Source organism: Zobellella maritima (assembly GCF_003075035.1).
GTDB classification, from domain to species: domain Bacteria; phylum Pseudomonadota; class Gammaproteobacteria; order Enterobacterales; family Aeromonadaceae; genus Oceanimonas; species Oceanimonas maritima.
This window is the reverse complement of the sequence record NZ_QCZE01000002.1, coordinates 170,101-195,607: the sequence shown is the minus strand read 5'-3', so window position 1 is coordinate 195,607 and position 25,507 is coordinate 170,101. Positions and strand designations below refer to the sequence as shown.

At 57.8% G+C, this 25,507-nt stretch carries 22 protein-coding genes; 14 read left to right on the top strand and 8 right to left on the bottom strand.

Annotated features, from left to right (window positions below):
• The first annotated feature begins 86 nt into the window (after positions 1-86).
• Positions 87-1,085, top strand: a complete 999-nt coding sequence (locus tag DCS96_RS12760) for a CobW family GTP-binding protein (protein ID WP_116474781.1) — start codon at positions 87-89, stop codon at positions 1,083-1,085.
• A gap of 5 nt (positions 1,086-1,090) precedes the next feature.
• Here DCS96_RS12760 and DCS96_RS12755 read toward each other — a convergent pair whose 3' ends face one another.
• Both DCS96_RS12755 and prlC read right to left on the bottom strand, forming a co-directional pair.
• Positions 1,091-1,849: a class I SAM-dependent methyltransferase gene (locus tag DCS96_RS12755; protein WP_116474780.1), complete on the bottom strand. Its 759-nt coding sequence runs from the start codon at positions 1,847-1,849 to the stop codon at positions 1,091-1,093.
• 129 nt (positions 1,850-1,978) lie between these two features.
• Positions 1,979-4,021: an oligopeptidase A gene (prlC, locus tag DCS96_RS12750; RefSeq protein WP_116474779.1), complete on the bottom strand. Its 2,043-nt coding sequence runs from the start codon at positions 4,019-4,021 to the stop codon at positions 1,979-1,981.
• A gap of 299 nt (positions 4,022-4,320) precedes the next feature.
• On the opposite strand from prlC, the gene gorA reads away from it, so the two are divergent.
• Entirely contained in the window at positions 4,321-5,673 is a 1,353-nt protein-coding gene (gene gorA, locus DCS96_RS12745) for a glutathione-disulfide reductase (protein WP_116474778.1), read from the top strand.
• 300 nt (positions 5,674-5,973) lie between these two features.
• The gene (locus DCS96_RS18620; RefSeq protein WP_157953636.1) at positions 5,974-6,294 is read left to right on the top strand and encodes a hypothetical protein; all 321 of its coding nucleotides are present in this window, start codon (positions 5,974-5,976) and stop codon (positions 6,292-6,294) included.
• Between the two features lie 503 nt (positions 6,295-6,797).
• Here the strand turns inward: DCS96_RS18620 and DCS96_RS12740 are convergent.
• Positions 6,798-7,268, bottom strand: a complete 471-nt coding sequence (locus DCS96_RS12740; RefSeq protein WP_116474777.1) for an FKBP-type peptidyl-prolyl cis-trans isomerase — start codon at positions 7,266-7,268, stop codon at positions 6,798-6,800.
• Between the two features lie 570 nt (positions 7,269-7,838).
• Here DCS96_RS12740 and DCS96_RS12735 point away from each other — a divergent pair.
• Positions 7,839-8,294 carry an aminoacyl-tRNA deacylase gene (locus DCS96_RS12735; protein ID WP_116474776.1) on the top strand — a complete coding sequence of 152 codons (456 nt, stop codon included), beginning with the start codon at positions 7,839-7,841 and terminating at the stop codon, positions 8,292-8,294.
• Positions 8,295-8,387: 93 nt separating this feature from the next.
• On the opposite strand, the gene DCS96_RS12730 is transcribed toward DCS96_RS12735, so the two are convergent.
• A complete protein-coding gene (locus DCS96_RS12730) occupies positions 8,388-8,870 on the bottom strand; it encodes an FKBP-type peptidyl-prolyl cis-trans isomerase (RefSeq protein WP_116474775.1) in 483 nt (160 codons plus the stop codon).
• Between the two features lie 175 nt (positions 8,871-9,045).
• Between DCS96_RS12730 and DCS96_RS12725 the strand changes: the two genes are divergently transcribed.
• Positions 9,046-9,528 (top strand): cupin domain-containing protein, encoded by a 483-nt coding sequence (locus DCS96_RS12725; protein WP_198650073.1) that lies wholly within the window; start codon positions 9,046-9,048, stop codon positions 9,526-9,528.
• 138 nt (positions 9,529-9,666) lie between these two features.
• Positions 9,667-10,200 carry a polyhydroxyalkanoate synthesis repressor PhaR gene (phaR, locus tag DCS96_RS12720; protein WP_116474774.1) on the top strand — a complete coding sequence of 178 codons (534 nt, stop codon included), beginning with the start codon at positions 9,667-9,669 and terminating at the stop codon, positions 10,198-10,200.
• Between the two features lie 41 nt (positions 10,201-10,241).
• On the opposite strand, the gene phaP is transcribed toward phaR, so the two are convergent.
• Complete coding sequence (gene phaP / locus DCS96_RS12715) at positions 10,242-10,886, bottom strand: TIGR01841 family phasin (protein ID WP_116474773.1); 645 nt, start codon at positions 10,884-10,886, stop codon at positions 10,242-10,244.
• 866 nt (positions 10,887-11,752) lie between these two features.
• Between phaP and DCS96_RS12710 the strand changes: the two genes are divergently transcribed.
• The 8 genes from DCS96_RS12710 (at position 11,753) to DCS96_RS12675 (ending at position 22,169) form a co-directional block, all read left to right on the top strand.
• Entirely contained in the window at positions 11,753-13,444 is a 1,692-nt protein-coding gene (locus tag DCS96_RS12710; RefSeq protein WP_116474772.1) for a sodium:solute symporter family protein, read from the top strand.
• A gap of 13 nt (positions 13,445-13,457) precedes the next feature.
• On the top strand, positions 13,458-13,589 hold the full coding sequence (locus DCS96_RS18875) for a putative transporter small subunit (RefSeq protein ID WP_232818274.1): 132 nt from the start codon (positions 13,458-13,460) through the stop codon (positions 13,587-13,589).
• A gap of 454 nt (positions 13,590-14,043) precedes the next feature.
• Positions 14,044-15,819, top strand: a complete 1,776-nt coding sequence (gene gcl, locus DCS96_RS12705; protein WP_116474771.1) for a glyoxylate carboligase — start codon at positions 14,044-14,046, stop codon at positions 15,817-15,819.
• Positions 15,820-15,891: 72 nt separating this feature from the next.
• Positions 15,892-16,674, top strand: a complete 783-nt coding sequence (gene hyi, locus DCS96_RS12700; protein WP_116474770.1) for a hydroxypyruvate isomerase — start codon at positions 15,892-15,894, stop codon at positions 16,672-16,674.
• Positions 16,675-16,875: 201 nt separating this feature from the next.
• Entirely contained in the window at positions 16,876-17,763 is an 888-nt protein-coding gene (gene glxR / locus DCS96_RS12695) for a 2-hydroxy-3-oxopropionate reductase (protein ID WP_116474769.1), read from the top strand.
• A 202-nt stretch (positions 17,764-17,965) separates the two neighbouring features.
• Positions 17,966-19,234, top strand: coding sequence for a glycerate kinase type-2 family protein (locus DCS96_RS12690; RefSeq protein ID WP_116474768.1), 1,269 nt, complete (start codon positions 17,966-17,968; stop codon positions 19,232-19,234).
• 122 nt (positions 19,235-19,356) lie between these two features.
• The gene (locus DCS96_RS12685) at positions 19,357-19,857 is read left to right on the top strand and encodes an ureidoglycolate lyase (RefSeq protein ID WP_116474767.1); all 501 of its coding nucleotides are present in this window, start codon (positions 19,357-19,359) and stop codon (positions 19,855-19,857) included.
• Positions 19,858-20,717: 860 nt separating this feature from the next.
• Positions 20,718-22,169: a YfcC family protein gene (locus DCS96_RS12675; protein ID WP_232818273.1), complete on the top strand. Its 1,452-nt coding sequence runs from the start codon at positions 20,718-20,720 to the stop codon at positions 22,167-22,169.
• Between the two features lie 81 nt (positions 22,170-22,250).
• Here DCS96_RS12675 and DCS96_RS12670 read toward each other — a convergent pair whose 3' ends face one another.
• From DCS96_RS12670 to mtnK, 3 genes are all read right to left on the bottom strand, one after another.
• On the bottom strand, positions 22,251-23,057 hold the full coding sequence (locus tag DCS96_RS12670) for a hypothetical protein (RefSeq protein ID WP_116474765.1): 807 nt from the start codon (positions 23,055-23,057) through the stop codon (positions 22,251-22,253).
• 243 nt (positions 23,058-23,300) lie between these two features.
• Positions 23,301-24,161 (bottom strand): IclR family transcriptional regulator, encoded by an 861-nt coding sequence (locus DCS96_RS12665; RefSeq protein ID WP_116474764.1) that lies wholly within the window; start codon positions 24,159-24,161, stop codon positions 23,301-23,303.
• A 66-nt stretch (positions 24,162-24,227) separates the two neighbouring features.
• Positions 24,228-25,424 (bottom strand): S-methyl-5-thioribose kinase, encoded by a 1,197-nt coding sequence (mtnK, locus tag DCS96_RS12660; RefSeq protein ID WP_116474763.1) that lies wholly within the window; start codon positions 25,422-25,424, stop codon positions 24,228-24,230.
• Positions 25,425-25,507 lie beyond the last annotated feature (83 nt).

The window sequence follows — 25,507 nt, the reverse complement described above, 5'->3', positions numbered from 1 at the left end:
CTCGTACTGCACGGACCTTGCACCGGTTTGCCAGCGGTTAAAAGTGTTATAAGATAACAAAATCATTCCCGACCACAGATTCCACCATGCTGACAGCCATTCCCACCCATCTGATCATGGGCTTCCTCGGCACCGGCAAAACCACACTGCTGCGCCATCTGCTGGCCCACAAGCCGGAACACGAACGCTGGGCCATTCTGGTCAACGAGTTTGGCGAGGTGGGCATAGATGGCGCCTTGCTGAGCGAGCAGGGTGCCCTGGTCAAGGAAATTCCCGGTGGCTGCCTGTGCTGCGTGGCCGGACTGCCGTTTCAGATTGGCCTGAACGCGTTGTTGCACAAGGCACAGCCCGACCGGCTGCTGATTGAACCCACGGGCCTGGGCCACCCCAGCCGGGTGATGGACATTCTCACCAACGAGCATTACCGCAAGGTGCTGAGCCTGGGCGCCGCCTTTTGCCTGATTGACCCGCGCCAGTGGGCCGACCCCCGTTACCGGGAACATGAAACCTATCAGGATCAGCTGGCCCTGGCCGACGTGGTGGTGGCCAACAAGATCGATCTGAGCGGCGACGCCGAGCTGGCCCGGCTGCGCCGGGACATCGCAGGCGGCTCGGCGCCAAAACAGGTTCTGGTTGAGACCAGTCAGGGTCGACTGGACGCCGCCTGGCTGCAGCATCCCCATGCTCCCGAGCGGCGGGCCGCCCATCCCCAGGCTCACGCCGGCAAGGCCGAGCGGCCCAAACTGGCGACCCACGAGCCTTCGCTCAGCCGGGCACGCCCCTGGCGGCGCTACGGCAACCATGGCGACGACCATTTTTCCGTGGGCTGGCGCTTTCTCGACGAGGTGGTATTTGATCTCGACGCCCTGCGCACCTTTTGCGAGGCGCAGCGCGTGGCCCGACTCAAGGCAGTGGTGCGCACGGCGGACGGCTGGTGGGCCTTCAACCAGACCGACCGGCTCAGTGTGTACCGGTTGCCCCCCCAGAGAGAAAGCCGGTTAGAACTGATTGACGCCAGCCCCCTGGCGGCGGCCCCCCTGCATGAACAACTGATGAAAACGGTGGTCTCGCTGCCCACCCCATAAGGTGGTTACAGCGCCTGTTTAACGTACAGATCAAAGCGGTTGTTTTTGCTGGCGATCTGGGCCGAGGGTGTGGCGCCATTAAGAAAGCCGGCATAATCGGGACGCTTCACCACCACCCGGGCCCGGGCCAGGGCCAACGCCGGCGGCAACAGGCCGTCGGCATCCTCATCCGCCCCCACCAGGGAGTGAAACACCCGCATTTCCTTTTTCACCAGCGCCGCCTTTTTCTTGTGGGGAAACATGGGGTCGAGATAGACCACGTCCGGTTGCTGTTCAATGTCGCCCAGGGTGCAGCCAAAGGGCAGCAGATGCAACCGCTCCCGTACCCAGGGTCCGATCTCCACATCGGCGGCGGCCCGGCGCAGGCCGTCTTCCAACAGCGCATGCACCACCGGATGGCGTTCACACAGGGTTACCGAGCAGCCCAGCGAGGCCAGCACAAAGGCGTCCCGCCCCAGGCCGGCGGTGCCGTCCACCACCCTAGGGTTATGGCCATGCTTGAGCCCCACCGCCTTGGCAATGGCCTGGCCCCGGCCGCCGCCGAACTTGCGCCGGTGCGCCGCCGCGCCGGCCACAAAGTCCACATAAACGGCGCCCAGCCTGGGCTCATCCAGCTTGCGCAACTCCAGCCGCCCCTCGACCAGCACCAGGGCGAAAGGCGCAGCGGCCACCACCCCTTGCATGGCCTGAGCCAGGCGTTCGGCCTCAGCCTGCAGGGCCGGGTCTTCCAACTCGATACACAGGGGGATCAAATCATCATTCATAGGGCTACCACAGACAACGGCTGGCCCGGAGGCCAGCCGTTGAGTCATATCAACCGGTTAACAACATGTTCAGGCAGGCTGGGATGGCAGGTCATAACGCCGCCCAGCTTGCCCCAATGACACAATACCTCAGGCCGCAATACCCGAATGCCGCAGCAGCGCATCGATTTTCGGCTCACGGCCCCGGAACTGCTTGAACAGTTCCATCGGCGCCCGGGAACCGCCCTGTTCCAGTATGGCATGCAGGAAGTCACGGCCGACCTTGGCCGAGAACACCCCTTCCTCCTCGAAGCGAGAGAAGGCATCGCTGGACAACACTTCCGCCCACTTGTAGCTGTAATAGCCCGCCGCATAGCCACCGGCGAAGATATGGGAGAAGCTGTGCTGGAAGCGGTTGAAGTCGGGCGGCGGCAGTACGGATACCTTCTTGCGTACCTCATTCAATATTTCCTGCACCCGTCCGGGTTCGGCACCGTCCCTGGCCATATGCAGGCGGAAGTCGAACAGCGAGAATTCCAGCTGGCGCAGCATCATCAGCGCCGAATGGAAATTCCGCGCCGCCAGCATCCGCTCCAGCAACTCCGCCGGCAACGGCTCGCCGCTCTGGTAGTGACCGGAGATAAAGGCCAGCGCCTCGGGCTGCCAGCACCAGTTTTCCAGGAACTGGCTGGGCAGCTCCACCGCATCCCAGGCCACGCCGTTGATACCGGCCACCCCGGCCACATCGATCTGGGTCAGCATATGATGCAGGCCGTGACCGAACTCATGGAACAGGGTGACCACCTCGTTATGGGTGAACAGCGCCGGATCCTTGCCGACCGGGCCGTTGAAGTTGCAGGTCAGGTAGGCCACCGGCTTCTGCAGGCTGCCGTCTTCCCGGTAACGACGACCGATGCAGTCATCCATCCAGGCCCCGCCCCGCTTGTTGGCGCGGGCATAGAGATCCAGATAGAAGCTGCCCCTCAGCTCATTGGTTTCATCGTAGATATCGAAGAAGCGCACATCCGGATGCCAGACTTCCACTCCCAGACGCTCCTTGACCTTGATGCCGAACAACCTCCTGACGGTTTCAAACAGGCCGTGCACCACCTTCTCTTCGGGGAAATAGGGGCGCAGCTCTTCGTCGGAAATGGTGTACTTGTGCTGTTTAAGTTTTTCGCCATAGTAGGTCACATCCCAGGCGTTGAGCTCGGCGATGTCATGATGCTGATGGGCAAATTCGGTCAGCTCCGCCAGCTCCGCCTTCCCCTGGGGATGGGAGCGGCTCGCCAGCTCGTCGAGGAACGCCAGCACCTGCTGCTCGCTGTCCGCCATCTTGGTGGCCAGCGACAGCTGAGCATACTGTTCGAAACCCAGCAGCTCGGCCAGTTCCTGCTTCAATGCCAAGATTTCTTCGATGATGGCGGTATTGTCGAACTCGCCTGCATTCGGGCCCTGATCGGAAGCCCGGGTACAATAGGCCCGGTACATTTCTTCACGCAGGGCGGCGTTGTCGGCGTACATCATCACCGGCAGATAAGAGGGAATATCCAGGGTAAACACCCAGCCTTCCAATTCCCGGGCCTTGGCCTGGGCCTCGGCGGCGGCCAAGGCCGATTCGGGCAGCCCGGCCAGCTCGGCCTTGTCGGTAATCTGTTTGAACCAGGCCTGGGTGGCGTCCAGCACCCGGTTGGAGAAAGTAGAAGAGAGCTCGGAGAGCCGTGCCTGGATGGTACCAAAGCGCTGCTTCTGCTCGGCTTCCAGGGCGATACCCGACAACCGGAAGTCGCGCAGGGTGTTGTCCACTTCCTTCTGCTGGGCCTGGCTCAGCTTCTTGAAGTCATCCCGTTCGGCCAGCCCCTGATAGGCGGCAAACAGGCCTTCATGCTGGCCGACCCAGGTCTGGTATTCGGACAGCAGCGGCAGGCAGGACTCATAGGCCTGACGCAGCTCATCACTGTTGAGTACGCTATTCAGATGGGAGACCGGGGACCAAATACGGCTCAGGTGATCATTGACTTCTTCCAGGGGGGCAACCAGGTTGTCCCAGGTAAACTCTTCATCACGCGCCAACACGGCTTCGACCCGGCGTTTGCAATCCGCAATGGCGTGCTCCACCGCCGGCCTGATATGGTCCGGCTGAATTTGGCTGAACGGCGGCAGACCGTCCATGGTCAGTAGCGGATTATTCATCACCAGTTACCTCTTATCGTTATGGCCCATCGCCTGGCCCGGCAGGCCGACGAGGGAATACCCCTAAGATGGTGATACTGCCTCCGATGTTCAAGCGTTTCCTGGCGAACAGTGATGATTTGCCGGCGGAACGACCAATTTTTAAGCGGATAATCCTTCCATCGGGAAAACCCGCCTGCGCCGGACATGGAGTAACGGAAAAAAGAACCGGCTTCACTCTTTTCCGGCAGTCAGTTAACTTGGTGTACCATTGGCCGACTGTTCAATATCGGGCCAACTCACAAACGGAGCGGAAGTTTATGGCACAACATTTCGACTATATCGCCATCGGCGGCGGTAGCGGCGGTATTGCCTCGGCCAACCGGGCCGCCATGTACGGCAAGAAAGTAGCACTGATTGAAGCCAAGGACCTGGGCGGCACCTGCGTCAACGTCGGTTGCGTGCCGAAAAAAGTGATGTGGCACGGCGCCCAGGTAGCCGATGCGATCAAGCTCTACGCCGAGGACTACGGCTTCGATATCGACCTCAAGGGCCATGACTGGTCCCGCCTGGTAGAAAGCCGCCAGGCCTATATCGGCCGCATCCACCAGTCCTACGACCGGGTGCTGGGCAACAACAAGGTAACCGTGATCAAGGGCTTCGGCCGCTTCAAGGATGCTCACACCATAGAAGTAAACGGTGAAGAGTACACCGCCGACCATATCCTGATCGCCACCGGTGGCGAGCCCATCATCCCCCATATTCCCGGGGCCGAATACGGTATCGACTCAAACGGCTTCTTCGAGCTGAGCGAACAGCCCAAGCGGGTGGCGGTGGTCGGTGCCGGCTACATCGCGGTAGAACTGGCCGGGGTGATGAACGCCCTGGGGTCGGAAACCCACCTGCTGGTGCGCAAGCACGCCCCGCTGCGCAACTTCGATCCCCTGCTTACCGATACCCTGGTCGAGGTCATGAATACCGAAGGCCCGCAGCTGCATACCGAAGCGGTTCCCAAAAGCGTAGAAAAACAGGTCGATGGCAGCCTGACCCTGCACCTGGATAACGGCGACAATATCAATGTCGACTGCCTGATCTGGGCCATCGGCCGCCGCCCGATGACCAAGAGCCTGAACCTGGAGGCCGCCGGGGTATCGGTGGATCAGCACGGCTATATCAAGGTCGACGAATACCAGAACACCACCGCCAACGGCGTCTATGCGGTGGGCGACAACATCGGCTATGTGGAGCTGACCCCGGTGGCGGTCAAGGCCGGCCGCCAGCTGTCGGAGCGGCTGTTCAACAACAAGCCCGACGCAAAAATGGACTACGACCTGGTGCCGACCGTGGTATTCAGCCATCCGCCCATAGGTACCTTAGGGCTAACCGAGCCCCAGGCCCGGGAGCTGCACGGCGACGACCAGGTGAAGGTGTATACCTCCAGCTTTACCGCCATGTATACCGCCGTCACCCAGCATCGCCAGCCCTGCAAGATGAAGCTGGTGTGCGTGGGCGACAACGAGAAGATCGTCGGCATCCACGGCATCGGCTTTGGCATGGACGAGATCCTGCAAGGCTTTGCGGTCGCGGTGAAGATGGGCGCCACCAAGGCCGACTTCGACGCCTGTGTGGCCATCCATCCCACCGGGGCGGAAGAGTTTGTGACCATGCGTTAATTGTTTGATATAGATAGTAAAATGCCGAGCAGGTGCTCGGCATTTTGTTTGTCTTAAACCAGCACTCTGTTTCGTTACTCGATAGGGGTCGGACAAAGGGCCGCTCCGCCGACTCGCCGTAAACCCATCCCTGGGGACTCCGCCGCGCCCTCCCTGGCGCGGCCGGGAAATGCTCCTGCCGTCCAGGCATTCCCGCCATCCATGGCGGTCAGATAGCCGGCGGAGCAGGCCCTTTGCTCTCCCTGATATTCCGGGACCGCCTGTCGATGCTGTCTGCGGGCAGCAGGTGTTATCCATGCAGTGCCAGAACAGATCGTTATGGCAATAACCGATTACTATGCTCACTTTGCTCAAACTACTAAAAGTGAAGCTCTTACGAATTATCGTAAAGCAGCTAAATTAGGCTTAAGAACCTATATTTATGAGCGGCTAAATTATAGCCAACAAAATCAAATTACTCAGAGTTGGGATTTATTCAAAGAAAGAATTCTGAACAATCAACCTCCCAAAGATTTTTTCACGATGTTTGATGAGTCTACAGCAATCATTACGTCACTAATTAGACACAACATTGTAGTAGATGACTCTATAATGCCTGATGGTAGCTTGGGTATTCACTAGTCTAAATACTGAAAGACCACAATCTAGATAGAAAATACGAGTCAAAAATCAGAATTCAACACAAATTCCCAGAATCATATAGGCAGTTAAACCCTGAAGTCCTAGCGTACCCCATATCAGCAATAGCTGAATTTAGGTCATGGTTTGAAGAAACTTATCTTCCAGAAAAATACCCTGCATATATTCAGAAAAAGATTAAAGATGGCAAAATCTCAGTGGAATCTGTGCCTGTCCTTCTTTCGGCTGTATTACCACCTTCATTAGAAGAGAAAAAAATTCAGTAGGCAGGGCTATAACAAAAACTTAATGTGGGACGGTTTTCAACCGCCCCATAAGTCGAAGTTATACACCTAGCTCGGTTCGTTCAGGCCCCAAGCCTGGTTAAGCAGAGCTGATAAACTTACTTTATGAAGGCTTTGGCTGGCCAACCGCATGATGCCAGTTGGTCAGCCAGGTCTTTTTGTCAGTGTGTCAGCTGCACCGAGAAGAATGCGCTATTGAATTTATTGGATCTCCAGTAGCTCCACTTCAAAAACAAGCAAGGACCCCGGCTTTATGGTTCCAGCTGCGCGGTTGCCGTAGGCCAGTTTGGACGGAATGAAAAATTTGAGTTTATCACCCACCACCATCAATTGTACACCTTCGGTCCATCCCCTTATGACTCGATTCAAAGGAAAGCTGACGGGGTCGTTACGTTCTACCGAACTATCAAATACGGTGCCGTCCAATAAGGTGCCATGATAATGCACGGTTACCGTTGAACCGGCGCTGGGGTGAACACTGCCTTCGCCTTTGGTTAATATTTGATACTGCAAGCCGGAAGCGGTTGTCAGCACATCTTCGTTGGTTTTATTTTGGGCTAAAAACGCGTTTCCTGCCGCGATATTTTCAAGCGCTGCCTTCTTGTTGTTTGAATTCCTGATGAAATAAAATGCTAAGAATGCAATGATTAACGCCAAAATAACAAATTTCATGTCTTACCCTGCTAATGTTGAGATTTTCGTATTCTAACACTCGATGCTTATTGAGGTAATGCATTTTATTTCGCCACGGTATTCAAGTGGGTGTCCGAAGGGCAGGAAATATACTTCGATAACTAGAAAACGGTACTACATGGAATGCTTAACCCTGAAATTACAATAGAGAAAAAATCCTTTTTAGTAAATAACTGTTCATAATTGTGCTACAGAGATCAGGCTCGAACGCAGACTCGCCGTAAACCCATCCCTGGGGGCTCCGCCGCACCATCCTTGGCGCGGAGGGTCTGCTTATCGAATCCTGACTTCTGTCTCGAAATGTAGCGGTATTTGTATCAGTTATTTAGGGTTCTTTTGCCTGTTAATGGCAATTGATCACGGGATCAGGTCTTGCCTTTTCCCCAGTCCGAATATGAAGTCATGACGGCGTGCTCGAAAGGGGTGTCCGCTTTATCGGGGGAAGATCAGTCAGACCGAACTCCCGTCAGGGCTCATGCTACGCCGCCCGCATCCTCCCCATGGCCTATACTTCAACCGACGTTCAGTATCTGTCGAGGAGGGCTGATTATGCCGGCCAAACGATTGCAACAATACCTGGATCAACAGGGAGTCAAATATCGGGTCATCTCCCACTCGCCGGCGTTTACCGCTCAGGAGGTGGCCGAGGCCGCCCATATACCGGGCAAGGTGATGGCCAAGGTGGTGATTATGACGCTGGATGGCCAGATGACAATGGTAGTGCTGCCCGCTCCCAAGATAATCCATCCCGACCGCCTGGCCCGGTCCCTGTCGGCGCAGGAGGCGACCTTCATACATGAAAGCAATTTCCGCGAGAAGTTTCCCGACTGCGAAGTCGGCGCCCTGCCGCCCTTCGGCAACCTGTATGAAATGCCGGTGTATATAGACAGCGAACTCGCCCAACAGGAAGAGATCGTCTTCAGTGCCGGCAGTTACCGTGAGCTGTTCAGCCTGACCATGAAAGACTACCTGAGGCTGGTTGAGCCGAAGGAGATAGCGCTCTAGCCCGGACCATAGCGCCCATGCCCCCATCAGCCTCACCCAGCAAAAAGGCCGAGTAGTATCTACCCGGCCTTTTTGCTGGTTCACCCTTGCGGCTCAGTGGTGATGGCCGCCTTCGCCGTGGGCATGGCCGTGGGCGATTTCTTCCTCGGTGGCGGCACGCACACCGACCACTTCCAGATCAAAGGTCAGGGTCAGGCCCGCCAGCGGGTGGTTCAAGTCCACATCGGCCATGAACTTGCCGACCTTGAGCACAGTCACCTGGCGCTGACCTTCTTCGGTGTTGATCACCGCCGCCATGCCCGGCTCCCAGCGCTTGGCGCCCTGCAGGTGCTTGACCGAAATACGCTGGGTCAGCTCTTCGTCACGCTCTCCATAGGTTTCGGCGGGGGGCAGGGTCACGGTAAAGCTGTCGCCTTCGCTCTTGCCGGCCAGCACCTTTTCCAGACCTTCCATCATGTTGTTGTGACCGTGCAGGTAAGCCAGCGGCGACTTGCCGGTGTTGGTGTCCAGCACCTGGCCATCTTCGTCCTTCAAGGTGTAGTTGAACTGCACCACTGTGTTATCAGCAATTTGCATCTGTTTTCCTAGTCAGTTGAGAGCCTGTTCGTGGCGGAATAATAGCAGATGGTCAGGTCCAGTTCAGTGTCCTCGTCCAAGGGGTTACAGCACGGCTCCACCCTTATGCCTTCTGTATTACGCTTTAAACAGGGCCCGGTCGAATGAGCGGGCCCGTTCTAGGGAGGAAAATATCATGAAACTCCGAACAGGTCTGGCCGGCTGCCTGTTGAGCGCCGCCCTGCCCATGCTGGCACTGGCCGCCGATATGGCGGACCCGGGCCCGGGGCAGCACTTGCTCTACCCGCCAGATCAGATGAGCTGGCAGGATGGTCCGGCCTCGCTGCCGGCCGGCTCCCGCTTTGTGGTTCTGGAGGGTAACCCGGCCGAACCCGGTATCTTTACCCTGCGGCTGAAATTGCCCGATGGTTACCGGGTACCGCTGCACTGGCATCCCGGGGTAGAGCGGGTGACGGTGCTGAGTGGCACCTTCTACCTGGGCATGGATGATAGCCAGGCCAGGGAGAATGCGCATCGCCTGCCGGCCGGCAGCTACACTGCCATGCCGCCGGCCATGCGCCACTATGCCATCGCGGAGGGTGAAACCGTGGTTCAGCTGAACTCGGTCGGCCCCTGGCAGGTCAACTATGTCAATCCGGCCGATGATCCGCGGCAGTAATAATCCAGGCCCGCCCGTCTGCGGCGCGGGCCTGCACCCGCGTCAAGATCGGCCCGGCCCGGGGAGGCGCCGCTAAATTGAGCGGTGCCGTCGATTGGGATACACTTCCTTAATATTCAAGCAATAAGAGCAGGTCGCATGTCAGACAGCAGTCAGGACGATATCCGCATTATCAAGAAATACCCCAACCGCCGCCTGTACGACAGCCGCACCAGCAGCCACCTCAATCTCGCCGACATTCGCCGCCTGGTGCTCGAACAGGAACCCTTTCAGGTGGTGGATGCCAAAACAGGCGAAGATCTGACCCGCAGCATACTGCTGCAGATCATCCAGGAAGCGGAAAGCGACGGGGACCCTATCTTCTCCAGTGACATGCTGAAAAACATCATCCGATTCTACGGCCCCTTTCAGAGCGTGCTCGGCAGCTACCTGGAAGACAGCATCCAGTCAATGATCGATATTCAGACCCAGGCCGGCACCCAGTCATCCAAGGCGTGGCGCGACTTCATGCACGGACAGGCCCCCATGATGCAGGAGCTGATGCGCCAGTACATGGAGCAGTCGAAGGCCCTCTACCAGAACACCCAGAACATGTTCGGCCTGTTCGGCGGCTTTACGGACAAATCCGGCGCCGACGACCCGGATAACAAAAAAAGCGGCGACAAGGAATAATCCAAGTCGCCGCAAATACCTCTGTACCGCTTAATTAGTCGTTATGCACTTGCTTTGCTGGCGGCACGGTTGTTCTTGCTGGCCGCAGCGGCGGCATTGATACCGGTTTCGGCGGCTTGCTTGGTCGTTTTTTCGGCGATCTCGGCGGCCTGCTTGGCGGCATTCTCGGCAAACTCAGCCGCTTTCTTGCCGGCATTATCGGCCATCTCGACGGCTTGCTTGGTCGCTTTCTGAGCGCTCTCATAGGCGCTGTCGGCATTGGCCATGACCGACTTGAGGGCAGCCACGGCGGGCTCGGACCCGGCAGGGGCATTCTTGACCAGCGCATCTACCACTTCTTTGGCCTGCTTGGTGCCGGCGGCAACCTGCTGTTCGCCCAGTTTGGCGATATCGGCCTGCACACCGGAGATCAGGCTGAGGGCCTCACGATTGAACTCCAGTGCCCGTTCCAGCTGTACGGTCGGGTTGAACAGGGAGAGCTGCAGCTCGGCAAAGGCTTGAGCGTCACGTACCGCATAGAACTTGGCGGCGTTCTCGAAGCACTCTTCGCCGATGGTACGCAGCGCCTTGGCTTGTAACTGACCCAGCTGCTCGGCACCGGTGAACAGGGCGCCGTTCAGTTGCTGCAACAGCTCCAGGTTGGCTTTCTGGGCGTTCTGAATCTTATCGAAATCGAAAAATGACATATCTGAAGTCTCCTGAGAATGAAGGGGCCATATCGCCCGGCACGCCAACAGTCAGACCAAGACAACAGCTTCGGCGCGCAAGAGCATTATTGCACTGCACAAAAAGCTTTTACAACTCTTTTTTTGTGCATCGCAAAATTCATGTGAAGCAGCGACCTGAGATGCCCTTTATACCTCTACCACAGACATTAACGCATGATCCTATGGGCGCTTTCCTGGTCAGATAGGACGAATGATACTGCCTTTACCTTTGCAAAACGGATTTTTGCAAAGCAATAACAACGTGAACAAAGCCCTTCCGTCGCCCTTGCCACACACGAAAAGCCACGACCTGCGCCAGAGAACACTCAAGAAAAAATAGTAACGACGATAAGCAGTTTCATCGAAACAACCTGAAGTAAACACATCACCAAAAACAAAAATCATTTAATATCAAAATGATGCATTTAAAAAACAAATAATGACACACCTAAATCAGCTTCGCCCACTAAACAAAAATCGCCCCCAAAGGCCATAACAGCTCGAAAATGTGTATAATGGCCGTCCAAAATGGCATCGATACAGCCGTTTTGACTAATTTGTTTGGCGGCCGGAACCGACTCGCTCCGCCGAACCACTACCGGCCACTTAGCCTGGCCATCAACAGCATGCCGCCCTCCCGGGCCCGCATGCTCCGGTTAACGTCCGTTCGACAACATCAAGAGGTGTTAGGGAATGCTCCCGAATATGATTCAGGGTGATCTAGATCACCCTCAGCTGCTTTGCCATGCCCCGCCGCCACAACCGGCGCTCACTCCCCCATTTCAATTCGTCGCCACCTTCTCCACCAGCCTGGCCCTGCGAAGAAAAAATAAGGTACTTCAACAATGACAGACAGCCCTCTCTATCAGTTTTCCGCCACCACCGTTTTCCTGCTGATGGCCGGCTTCTACCTGGCTACCTTCCTGATGACCTTGTTCATCAACAAGAAGGATGAAGATGCCGACGGCTATATGGTGTCCAGCCAGAATATCGGCTACGGCATTTCCGCGGCCAGCATGACCGCCACCTGGATCTGGGCCGCGTCCTTCTACGCGGCAGCCACCTCCGGCTTTACCTATGGCCTGTCCGGACCGCTGCACTATGGACTATGGGGGGCACTGATGATTTTATTTATCTACCCCTTCGGCATCCGCATCCGCAAGCTGGCCCCCCAGGCCCATACCCTGGGTGAGGTAATCCACGCCCGACACGGCTCCTCCAGCCAGCTGATGCTGGCCTTATCCAACCTGCTGGGCAGCCTGATCAGCCTGATGGTAAACTTCACCGCCGCCGGCGCCCTGGTCTCGGTGCTGTCGCCCCTGTCTTTCCAGCACGGGGTGCTGATGGCGGGCGTCGGCGTGCTGGCCTATACCTTCTGGTCCGGATTTCGCGCCTCTGTACTCACCGATGTGGCCCAGGTGGCAGCGATGATCGCCATCGCAGTGGTGATCATCCCCATGGTGCTGTTTGCCATGGGCGGGCCCGAGGTACTGGTCGACAACATGTCGGCGCTGACCGTCGAGCAGGCCGACTTCTTTTCCACCGAGGCCATCATGGAGCAGGGCGCGCCCTTCTTCGTCGCCGTGCTGGCCTATGCCATCGGTAACCAGACCATATCGCAACGCCTGTTCGCGGTGCGCCAGGATTTGATCAAACCGACGTTTATCACAGCCACCATCAGCTATGCCGCCATCGTCATCGGCCTGGGTATGATCGGGCTGATGGCCGCCATCGTCGGACTGGAGCCCCTTGACGGCGACACCAACAATATCATCCCGCAAGTTATCTCCAGCTACCTGTCGCCGGTGATGATTGGCCTGTTCTTTATCCTGGTCATCGGCTCCCTGTCCTCCACCGCCGACTCTGACCTGGCGGCCCTGTCGGCAATAGTAATGACCGATATCTACGGCAAGAATATCGCCAGGGGCAAGGCCGACCCGCGCAAGATGCTGCTGCTCGGCCGGCTGACCATGGTCGTCGCGACCACCATCGGCATCATCATGGCCAGCTTTTCGCTCAATATACTGGTCATGCTGGTGTTTGTCGGCGCCCTGTGGGGAGCCGTGGTCTTCCCCGTCATCGCCAGCATGTACTGGAGCCGGGTCACCAATACCGCCTTTACCTCGGCGGTGCTGGCCGGGCTGGCCTTCTTCTGTGTTGCCCGCTTCGAACTGTTGCCAATGAGCGGGGCCATCGCCGTGCTGTTCGAAATCATTGCCGGTATCGGCGGCGGCGTCGTGATCGGACTGATGGCCTTCGGTTTCTGCGGAAAGAGGATCGGACTGCTCAGCGGCCTGCTCGGAGGCCTGTTGCTGGCAATCTTCAGCATCGGCTTCCTGCGGGACTACACGGTGCTGCTGTCATCGCTGACCGCCTACGGGGTCAGCACCCTGGTATGTACCGGCATCAGCCTGCTCAAGCCCACACATTTCGACTTCGAACTGATCCGTCGGCGAACCGGCCATTTCGATCACCAGGAAACCGATATCGTGGCCGCCTCAGCCTCATCCCAAGATGCCCCAATGGCACAGCACTAACAGGAGCAACAACATGAGTGAATTAGCAATGGCCGCCTATATCCTGATCTGGCCGACCGTCTCGGCCCTGGTCCTCGTCGTCATCCTCGGCGCCATCATCAAGGATGTACGCTCCGCCAAGCGGGAGCATCGCGGCCTGGTCTGACAGGCACAGCCAACCGGCAGGCGCGGCGGCGCCTGCCTACCCTCATCCCCTCCCCCACACCGACCCGCATGGTCACGTTCCCCAGACAGCACCAAGACCCCAGACAGAAAAATCAATATCCATTTCCACAATACGAAAAAAACAAAAAAGCCTGATTCTTTTGTTAAAAAAGCGCCCCAAAACCCCTAACACACTCAATAAATAAAACTAAAAGCAATAATATCAATAACTTATCAATAATCGACCAAAGCGACAGCCAAAATCGCAAAATCGACAAGATTCCACAATACAAAAATGATTTCCAAAAACATGTTGATCGTCACATTTTTTTTTGTATTATCAGTGCATGGGTTAAGCAGTTGTTAACCGCCGTCACCAGGCGGGACCGCTTTCCAACCCCAGTATCAACAAATAACTCAGGTGCCTCGGCACCGCAGATGAATGGGTACCAGCTATGGCTAAAATGAAAGCAATCGAAGCAGCCGCCAAAATCCTGGAATTGGAAGGTGTTACCAAAGCCTTTGGTGTTCCCGGCGCGGCCATCAATCCCTTCTACGCCGCTTTGCGCGGTCTTGGCTCGATCAGCCATGTGCTGGCCCGCCACGTGGAAGGCGCCTCCCATATGGCCGAGGGTTACACCCGCGCCAACCCGGGCAATGTCGGTGTCTGTATCGGCACCTCCGGTCCCGCCGGCACCGATATGATCACCGGCCTGTACTCCGCCTCTGCCGACTCCATTCCGATCCTGTGCATCACAGGCCAGGCCCCCCGTGCCCGCATGCACAAGGAAGACTTCCAGGCGGTCGACATTGAGTCCATCGCCAAGCCGGTCGCCAAATGGGCGGTAACCGTCATGGAACCGGCCCAGGTACCCGGTACCTTCCAGCAGGCCTTCCACATCATGCGCTCCGGTCGCCCCGGTCCCGTCCTGATCGACCTGCCGTTCGATGTACAGATGGCCGAGATCGAGTTTGATCCCGAAGCCTATCAGCCGATGACTCCGTACAAGCCGGCCGCCACCCGTATCCAGGTGGAAAAGGCCCTGACCATGCTCAACGATGCCGACAAGCCGTTGCTGGTTTCCGGTGGTGGCGTGATCAACGCCGATGCCGCCGACCTGCTGACCGAATTTGCCGAGCTGGTGAGCGTACCGGTTATCCCGACCCTGATGGGCTGGGGCACCATTCCCGACGATCACGAGCTGATGGCCGGTATGTGCGGTCTGCAGACCTCACACCGCTACGGTAACGCCAACCTGCTGGCCTCTGACTTCGTGCTGGGTATCGGTAACCGCTGGGCCAACCGCCACACCGGCTCCGTCGACGTCTACACCAAGGGTCGCAAGTTCGTGCACGTGGATATCGAGCCGACCCAGATCGGCCGGGTATTCGGGCCGGACCTGGGCATCGTCTCCGACGCCGGCGAAGCGCTGAAGCTGTTCGTGGAAGTGGCCAAGGAATGGAAGGCCGCCGGCAAGCTGAAGGATCGCAGCGCCTGGGTTGGCGAGTGCCAGGAGCGCAAGCGCACCCTGCAACGCAAGACCCACTTCGACAACGTGCCGGTCAAGCCACAGCGCGTATACGAAGAAATGAACAAGGTCTTCGGTCGCGACACCACCTATGTGTCCACCATTGGCCTGTCGCAAATCGCCGCAGCCCAGTTTCTGCACGTGTACAAGGCGCGTAACTGGATCAACTGTGGTCAGGCCGGCCCCCTGGGCTGGACCATTCCGGCCGCCCTGGGTGTGTGTGCCGCCGAGCCCGGTCGTCAGGTGGTTGCCTTGTCCGGTGACTACGACTTCCAGTTCATGATTGAAGAACTGGCGGTGGGTGCCCAGTTCAAGCTGCCCTACATCCACGTACTGGTGAACAACTCCTACCTGGGTCTGATCCGCCAGGCACAGCGCGGCTTCGACATGGACTACTGCGTACAGCTGTCGTTTGAAAACATCAATGCCCCCGAGCTGGGTGAGTACGGTGTCGATCACAAGGCCGTGGTCGAAGGCCTGGGTTGTAAGGCCATCCGGGTATTCAAGCCGGAAGAGATCGCCCCCGCCTTTGAGCAGGCCAAGGCACTGATGGCCGAGCATCAGGTACCGGTGGTGGTTGAAATCATCCTGGAGCGGGTCACCAATATCGCCATGGGTGTGGAAATCGACGCCATCAACGAATTCGAAGAACTGGCCGAGAAAGGCGCCGACGCCCCGACCGCCATTTCACTGCTCGACTAAGCTGGTCTCTGGCAGGGGAGGTAATCCCCTGCCAGCTGCTCGGCTCACATGAATCAAGTGAAGGACATTGTTATGCCGAAATTAGCCGCCAATCTGTCTATGCTGTTTACCGAAGTGGACTTCCTGGACCGCTTCGATGCCGCCGCCAAGGCCGGCTTCAAGGGGGTGGAGTACCTGTTCCCCTACGCTTTCCCTGCTGAAGAGATCAAGGCCCGTCTGGACGCCAACGGCCTGACCCAGGTGCTGTTCAACCTGCCTGCGGGTAACTGGGACGGTGGCGAGCGCGGTATCGCCTGCCATCCGGATCGGGTGGAGGAATTCCGCGCCGGCGTGGAGCAGGCCATTGCCTACGCCAAGGTACTGGGCAATACCCAGGTGAACTGCCTGGCCGGCATCCATCCTGCCGGTGTGTCTGAGGAAGAGGCCGAGGCCACCTTCGTCGCCAACCTGAAATTCGCCGCCGACAAACTGGAAGCGGCCGGCATCAGGCTGGTGATGGAAGCCATCAATACCCTGGATATTCCCGGCTTCTACCTGAACAACACCAAACAGGCTCAGGCCATCCGTGAAAAAGTGGGCAGCGCCAACCTGTACCTGCAGTACGACATCTATCATATGCAGATCATGGAAGGCGACCTGGCCCGTACCGTGCAGAACAACCTGGCCAACATCAACCATGTGCAGCTGGCCGACAACCCGGGCCGCCACGAGCCGGGCACGGGTGAAATAAACTACGGCTTCCTGTTCAAGTACCTGGACGAAGTGGGCTACCAAGGCTGGATTGGCTGCGAATACAAGCCGGCCACCACCACCGAAGCCGGTCTGGGCTGGCTGCAGCAGTATAACCTGAACTAACCAGACCTGATGGTTGGAACAGACGAAGGAAGGTGCAGCACGCCGGAACGGCAAGAGCATTGTCCGGCCCTGGCACCAACGGTCGGCTTGGCTGCATCCTTCCTTCATCTGAACACGGCCTGAACATGTTTATGGACGCCGGCTTTGGAGTACTAGCTCCCTCCGGGGCCGGCGCCCCACCAAATCAAGAAGGAACACATCATGAAAATAGGTTTTATCGGTACCGGTATCATGGGCAAGCCCATGGCCCAGAATCTGCAAAAAGCCGGCCATACCCTTTATTTCTCCGAGCATTACAAGCCGGCTCCGGCCGATCTGCTGGGTGACAACGGCATCGCCCTGCCGACCCCCGCCGCCGTGGCTGACGCCGCCGAAGTCATCATCACCATAGTGCCCGATACCCCCCAGGTGGAAGAAGTGCTGTTCGGTGACAATGGCATCGGCAAGGGCCTGTCCGAAGGCAAGGTCGTGGTGGACATGTCCTCCATTTCCCCCATCGCCACCAAGGCGTTTGCCAAACGGGTCAACGAGCTGGGTGCCCAGTACCTGGACGCCCCCGTGTCCGGCGGTGAAGTGGGCGCCATCAACGGCACCCTGAGCATCATGGTGGGCGGAGAGCAGGCTACCTTCGATCGCATCAAACCGCTGTTCGACGCCATGGGCAAGAACATCACCCTGGTGGGCGGCAATGGCGACGGCCAGACCTGTAAGGTCGCCAACCAGATCATCGTTGCCCTGAATATCGAGGCGGTTTCCGAAGCCCTGGTATTCGCCTCCAAGGCCGGTGCCGATCCTGCCCGAGTGCGCGAGGCGCTGATGGGCGGTTTCGCCTCGTCCAAGATCCTGGAAGTCCATGGCGAGCGCATGGTCAAGGGCACCTTCAATCCAGGCTTCCGCATCAAGCTGCACCAGAAAGACCTGAACCTGGCCCTGACCGGTGCCCGCGAGCTGGGTGTCGCCCTGCCCAACACCGCCAGCGCCCAGGAACTGTTCAACACCTGCGCCGCCCTGGGTGGCAGCGAGTGGGATCATTCCGGCATGGTTAAGGCACTGGAACACCTGGCTAACCACAATATCCGTGGCGAGTAACAGGTCGGCATAGCCGCTCGGGGGTCTTAGGCTTCAACCACCGAGCAGCTGGCACAAGGGGCAGCCGCTTGCCGCACAGACCTTTCACTCAGGGGGCTTTGTGCAAGCTCTGTAAGCAAGTTGGCTGCCCCACTCATGCCTCGTTCCGCTGCAGTACAACAGTAAGTAAAATAAACAGAGGTTTTTTAAGGAGTATCTTGCAATGGACATAAACGCAGAAGCAGTTTTACGGCAACTGTTCGACACCGCCGTGGCCGCCGCCCTGCCCAAAGGCAACCTGGCCGCCTTTTTGCCGGAAGATACTCGTCAAAAAGCCGTTGTCATCGGTGCCGGCAAGGCCGCCGCCTCCATGGCCGCCGAGCTGGACTCCATCTGGCAAGGCGAGCTGTCCGGGCTGGTGGTAACCCGCTATGAACACGGCGCCGATTGCGAGCGCATCGAGATTATCGAGGCCGCCCACCCGGTGCCCGACGATGCCGGCGAACGGGTCGGCCGACGCATGATGGAGCTGGTCAGCTCCCTGGGAGAAGACGATCTGGTGATCTGTCTGCTGTCCGGCGGCGGTTCCTCCCTGCTGAGCCTGCCGGCACCGGGACTGACCCTGGCCGACAAGCAGGCCGTCAACAAGGCGCTACTGAAATCCGGTGCCGCCATCGACGAGATGAACTGCGTGCGCAAGCACCTGTCCGCCATCAAGGGTGGTCGCCTGGCCGCCGCCGTCTATCCAGCCCGGCTGATTACCCTGGGGATTTCCGATGTGCCCGGCGACGAGCCCACTGTTATCGCCTCCGGTCCCACCGTCGCCGACCCCACCACTTCGGCCCAGGCCCTCGCCATCCTGGACAACTATGGCATCGAGGTGCCGGATCATGTCCGCGCCTGGCTGCAGAGCCCGGAATCGGAAACCATCAAACCCGGCGACGAACGCCTCAGCCGCGCCGAGTTCCATATGGTCGCCACCCCCCAGGATGCCCTGGACGCGGCTGCCGATCTGGCCATGTCCCACGACATCACCCCTCTGGTACTGGGTGACTGCATCGAAGGGGAGGCACGCGAGGTGGCCAAGGTGCACGCGGCCATCGCCAAACAGGTGGTCAAATGCGGCCAGCCGATCTCGGCGCCCTGCGTGATCCTGTCCGGTGGTGAAACGACGGTGACCATCAAGGGCAATGGTCGGGGCGGCCGCAACAGCGAATTCATGCTGAGCCTGTTCAACGAGCTGAAGGGGCTGAGCCGGGTCTATGCCCTGGCCGCCGATACCGACGGCATCGATGGGGTGGAAGACAACGCCGGTGCCCTGATCACCCCGGAACTGTACCGGCGGGCCGAGCAGGCCGGCCTACAGGCCGAGGATTACCTGGCCAATAACGACAGCTACGGCTTCTTTGCCCAGTTGGACAGCCTGGTGGACACCGGCCCCACCCGCACCAACGTCAATGATTTTCGCGCGATCCTGATCCTGCCCGAATAGGCATCAAGCGCTTAGGGATACAAAGCCGGCCATAGGCCGGCGAACACACCGTGACTCAAGGCGAGCCCCGCCATGCACAGGTTCGATAGAGTACGTTAAGGTCAAAGCACCAAGGATGAATTATGACATTAAGAATTATTGCCCAGCCGTTGACGGCGGAAGCCTTCGCCGCCTTCGGTGACGTGATTGAGTCTGAAAATCAGCACAACTTCTACATCAATGATGGTAATGCCCTGCGTTTTCATGATGTAGCCAAGGCCGAATACCAGGGTGAGCAGGCCCATGTCGGTATCAGCCTGGTAGATGTGGCGCCCTACCAGATGCCGCTGGCGATAACCCTGATGGAAAAACATCCCAAGGGCTCACAGGCCTTTATCCCGCTTGATAACCAGCCTTTCCTGGTGCTGGTGGCCCCCCGGGGGCCTGAAATCAAGCCAGAAGAGATAAAGGCGTTTATTACCAATGGCCGACAGGGGGTGAACTATCACACCGATTCCTGGCACCACCCGCTGATCTCGCTCAATGACTCTCAGCGCTTTATCATCGTCGACCGTATCGGCAAGGATGACAACTGCGATCTGTTCCATATCGAGCCGGGCCAGCTGGAAGTCGCCCTAGACTGAGCCACTCCACCTGCCTGTTGCCTCATGACCCGCCACCCGGCGGGTCTTTTATTTTGCCGCTCCCCGGCTGCTAGTTCCCCACTCGTCGGCAAGGCCTGCACCGCCCTTTCCCAACGCATTCGGTAACGCCTGAAGTCAGATTACGCGACCTGTTTACCCTGATTGAAGAGCCCTACCTGCGGTTATCGCCCGGCAATCTGGTTATGGGCACTGTCCCCACTCGGCGAGCTCGCGCCACCCTGCTTGTTATCCGCCCATCACGGCATGAGACATCACCTCAAGTGTGGCGCTGCCAAGTCGCCATGGAAGCCCCCTTCCCCGCAGATATTCAGTGGCATGGCCCCTCGAATATTGCCGGCCCGCCATAAGCACATTAAAAATGAACACAAAACAAAAACAAAATAAAAACAACGACCGATAAGATAATGTAATCAACCAATAATAATTACAAATACAAAAAATAATAAAATTGTATTTTTACTCCTTTAAAATCAGAACAAAAAATCCAAAAAATAAATAAAACAACGGCTTAAGAAAAAAGATATAAATATTAACGAAGTTATTGCCAGGCTCGACACGAAACAATAAAACCATTAAAAAACAATTACTTAAAATGAAAAACTGATTGATAACCAGCGAGAAAATCACAAGGGACTCAACTTCCACTCAGTGGAAATAGATTCCAAAAATGTTGATCTCTTGTTATGGAATGTTTAATAATGCTTGTGAGGTTGATAAAAGCACACCGCCAACCAGCCCAAAAATACTGGAAACGAGTTGCACCAGTCGCCTTATTAAAAAGTTACGCAAGCCCAGCATAAATGGACTTTAATCAGTTGATGTGTAAAGAGGGAGAGGTCATGGAACCCATGCCTAAAGCCAATCAGTTTTCCGCCGACACGGTAGAACAGAAAAAGAAGTCGTTCGAGATGCCCCATATCTATGTCATCTTGTTCGTGTTCAGCGCCATTGCCGCTGTACTTACCTACATAGTGCCCGCCGGTCAATACGATCGGATACCCGGCCCCAACGGTCGCACGACCATAGATCCAAACTCCTACCAGGTGATTGAGTCCGACCCGATTGGCCTGGTCGATTTTATGCTGGCCATTCCCAAGGGCCTGATGAGCGCCGGTACCGTGGTGTTCTTCACCTTTATCATTGGCGGCATGTTCATGGTGCTGCGCCGCACCGGCATCATCGAGGTGGGCGTAGATAAGCTTACCCGCAAGTTTGCCAACAACAGCATAGTTATCATCCCGGTGCTGATGACCACCTTTGCGGTGATCGCCACCCTGATCGGGACCCAGGAGCTGGCGCTGGTCTATGTTCCCGTGATCCTGCCGTTGATGATCGCCCTGCGCTTCGACTCGGTCACCGCCGCCGCCGTGGCCCTGTGCGCCACCACCGCCGGTTTTACCGCCGGTGTGCTTAACCCCATCAACACCGGCCTGGGCCAGCAACTGGCCGATCTGCCTGTCTACTCCGGGCTGCTGCTGCGCGCCCTGGCCTTTGCCGCCATCCTGCTGGTCGGTATCTTCTATGTTACCCGCTACGCCCTCAAGGTACGCGCTAATCCCGAGCTGAGCCTGATGAGCGACGATGCCAAGGAAAAAGAAAAGCGTGCCCGCTACCTGCATGGTGCCGACGAGACTGAACTGACTGCGACCAGCCGTCAGAAGTGGGCTTCCCTCGCCGCCTTTGGCTTCTTCGGCCTGCTGGTCTGGGGCGTACTCACCCAGGGCTGGTTCATGATGGAAATGGCCGGTCTGTTCATCATCATGGGTGTGGTCGTGGGGCTGATTGCCGGCCTGAAAACCACCGATATCTGTGAAGGTTTCAACGAAGGTTTCCGCGATGTGCTGGTAGGCGCCATGATCTGTGGTATCGCCCGCGCCGTTGCCGTGGTCCTGGAAGAAGGCCAGATCATGGATACCCTGGTCTATGGCCTGGGCAACCTGGTCGGCGGTTTCCCCGCCATCTTATCGGCCATCGGCATGTTCTTTGCCCAGCTTGGCTTTAACTTCGTGGTACCGTCAGGCAGCGGTCAGGCCCTGGTAACCATGCCGATTATGGCCCCCCTGTCCGATCTGGTCGGTGTGACCCGCCAGACTGCGGTACTGGCCTACCAGTTGGGTGATGGTCTGGGCAATATCCTCTACCCCACCTCAGGCTATTTTATGGCGACCCTGGCCCTGGCCGGTGTTACCTGGAACAAGTGGGTGAAGTTCTTCCTGCCCCTGTTTGCCGTCTGGATCGCCATCGCCATGGGCTTCCTTATCTACGCCCAGGTTACTCAGTGGGTCGGCTAAACCGTTAACTCCAATAAACAATAAAAGCACCCTCGGGTGCTTTTATTGTTTTCAGGCGCCGTCAATTTAACACCACACTGGTTACTCCAGTCCCAGCAACGCCTTCAAGCCAGACACTACCTTATCGGTCACCGGCTTGTTGGCGGCGGCGTCCAGCGCATCGGCTTCGGCCTGCTCGGCATATTCCAGTGATTGTTCAACCTCGGCATGTCGGGCTTCAAGCTCGACAATCTGCCCCTCGAGCGTCTTGAGATCCGATTTGGTATAGAGCGCCGCATCCAGCTGTTCGTCCAGTTCCCGGTTAAGGGCATCAAAATCCTGCTGATAGCCGGGTGAGTTCGGATCCAGGGCCGCTATCTCGGCTTGCAGCTCGATAATCCGCTGATCGACATCCTCGGGATCAACAGCCCGCAACTGTTCACGCCGGCTGCTCAGCTCCGCCAGTTGCGTATCGATAGCCGCCAGTTCGCCACTGAGTTCCCGCCCTGCCAATACCGCCTGCTCATAGCGGGCGATCAGGCCGACCCTGGAGTCGGGGTTGGCATGGAGGCGGGCATTGGCGGAAGCATGGCCGGCATTCAGGCTGCCCAATGCGCTGGTCAGGCTGCCATGGTGATAACCGGATGATTTGCCTCTGCCCAAATGTTCTGACGAGTGCTGCCGGCCGGCATGACCATGTCCGCCATCGGCACTGCGTCCGTTGCCGTTGCCGTTGCCGTTGCCGTTGCCGTTGCCGTTGCCGTTGCCGTGACCATTATCTCCCGCCTTCGCATGGACAGTGCCACCCGTATCAAGGCTGGTAGCCGAATCCAGCAGCGGAAATACCAGCAGCAGGCCCGCAGCCAGTGCGACGCCACCCAAGCCCGGATAGTGTTTTGCCATTTTCATTGTCTGACCTCCTCCCTGAGTTGATATTAAGTCAAACAGCTGAGCCTGGTTTTCGCCAGTATTCTCGGATCAATAACAGGGTTCGCCGGGGACGGGGCCGGTTGATGATGCACCTGGGCCAGGAGCAGCAAGCAGGCGATTGAAACAATGAAGCGGGATGTACTGATTGGAATAAGGAGTAAGTGAGAGAGCGACCGCCATCGGAGGTCGCTCGCTATGGCTTTCAGGAGCCGGCCGGCAGCATCAGCCGTCGTGAGTTTTCTTCAACAGCGCCGGCACCTGGCCGCCAATGGCCTTGGTCACCTCTCGGGCGGCATCCATCACCAGGGCGCTGAGCATGGGGATGCGCTCCCACTTAACCCGTACCGCCGGGCCCGAAATGGAGATGCCGGCAACCGCTTCTCCATACTCGTTGTAGATATTGGCGGCAATGCAGCGCAGGCCCTCGAACTGCTCTTCGTCGTCCAGGGAATAGCCCTGCAGACTGATCTTGTTCAGCTCCTGCTCAAACTGGCTGGGGCTGGTAATGGTATGGCCGGTGAAGGTGACCATGCCGGTTTTCTTGATGATGTCCATGGCCTCCCGCCGCGGCATCGCCGATAACAAGGCCTTGCCCACTCCCGAGGCATGCAGCGGCGAACGGCTGCCAAGCGATACCACCATGCGCATGGTCTGGGGGGATTCCACCTGGCCGACATAGACCACGCTGTTTTTTTCCAGGATGGCGAGGTTGGAGGTTTCGCCGGTTTCCGCCACCAGCCGTTTCATAAAAGGCCGGGCCTGGGCGATAAAGTCCCGCTTTTTCAGGTAGGCATTGCCGATGGAAAAGGCATTGACTCCGATCGACCAGAGGCCCTGGGACTCGTCCACATCCACGAAATCATGGCTGCGCAGGCTGTTCAACAGCCGGTGGGTGGTGGAAGGAGCCAGCCCCAGACTGCCGGCCACTTCGGTCAGGGACATGCCCATATCGGAGTCTGCCAGTCGTTCCAGCAGCAGCAGGGCTCGGGACAGTGACTGCACCTGGCTGCCGCTGCCCGACTTTGCGGGCTTGGCCGATTTTAGTGTGTTCGTCTTCTTGGTTTTTGTCGTTTCGTCTGCCATGGAAAACCGTCAGCTGTAAAGACCTGCCTGACATTGTATTGATAAATACCGGCCAAGTCCCGCATCTTAGCGGTAAGAAGTGAGCAGGTTCACCAGAGCCTGGCTGTCGTGCAGGCTGTCGGCTGACAGGATCAGATCCCGGCCCAGCGCCAGGGCGGTACGCTGACAGCGAGCCCGGACAGCCGCATCGGCGATCCCGTCCAGATCGGCGACATGAGCGATACCTATGGTGCGGCGGATCAGCTCGGTACCCGCAAAGCCCAGGCTGTCCCGCCATACCTGCCCCAGAAAGGCATCGAGATAGCCGGGCTCGGCCAGGGCCTGATCCCGGTTGTCGGCCGCCAGGGCGGCAAACCGCCGGCTGAAGGTCTGCCACAGGATGAGCACATCCTGAATGCGGGCATCCTGGGCGCCCGGTGCCTGCTCCGGCGTCCGCAGACCGGGCTGGCCGCAGAAATTCAGCAGCAGGTTGCCAATGGCCGACCCCACATCAAAGCCCATGGGACCGTAATAGCCGAATTCCGCATCGAATACCTTGAGAGTATCCTCGTCGACAAAGATGGAGCCGGAGTGCACATCACCATGCAACAACGCCTCTGCACGGGTCAGGAAGGCATGCTTGAGCGTCGCCACCCGAGCCTTCAGCGGCCGGTCGGCCCACAGCCGCTCGGCGTCGGCACGGATGTCCGGATTGATATTGTTGCGCTCATGGTCACGATAGGGATCGGTAAAGAACACATCTTCGGTGATCTCGCACATTTCCGGGTTGATAAAGCGGGCCACATCGGCCTTCTTGGCCTGGGTAGACTGATGAAAGTCCGAGGTATGATACAGGGTCTGTGCCAGGTATTCCCCCAGTTGAGCCGTTGCCTTGGGGTAGGTTTTACCGGCGATCAGGCCGGTGCGCCAGACCTGGCAGTGGGACAGATCTTCCAGCACCATGATCGCCAGCTCGGCATCGTGATGCAGTACCGCCACCGTGTGCTCGGGACAGAATTCACCGTGACGCAGCAGCACCTCCGCCTCGATCCGCGCCCGATCCAGGGTCAACGGCCAGGACTCCCCCACACAGCGCACATAGGGCAGAGCCTGCTTGACGATCAGCCGCCGATCCGTACCTTCTTCGTGAATTTTAAACACCAGATTCAGGTTGCCATCTCCGATCTCTTCGGCGCTCAGCCGGCTGTCGGCGTCGAAACTGTGACCGAACTCGCGGGCGTATTCGATGGCATCTTGGGTGTTGAAAATACGGTAACGGCTCATGGGGCAAGGTCTCCCTGCTTGCTGGTGATAATCACTAGAGTTAGTTAAAGCCACTCCTCCCGGAACCAAGTCATGGCCTGACA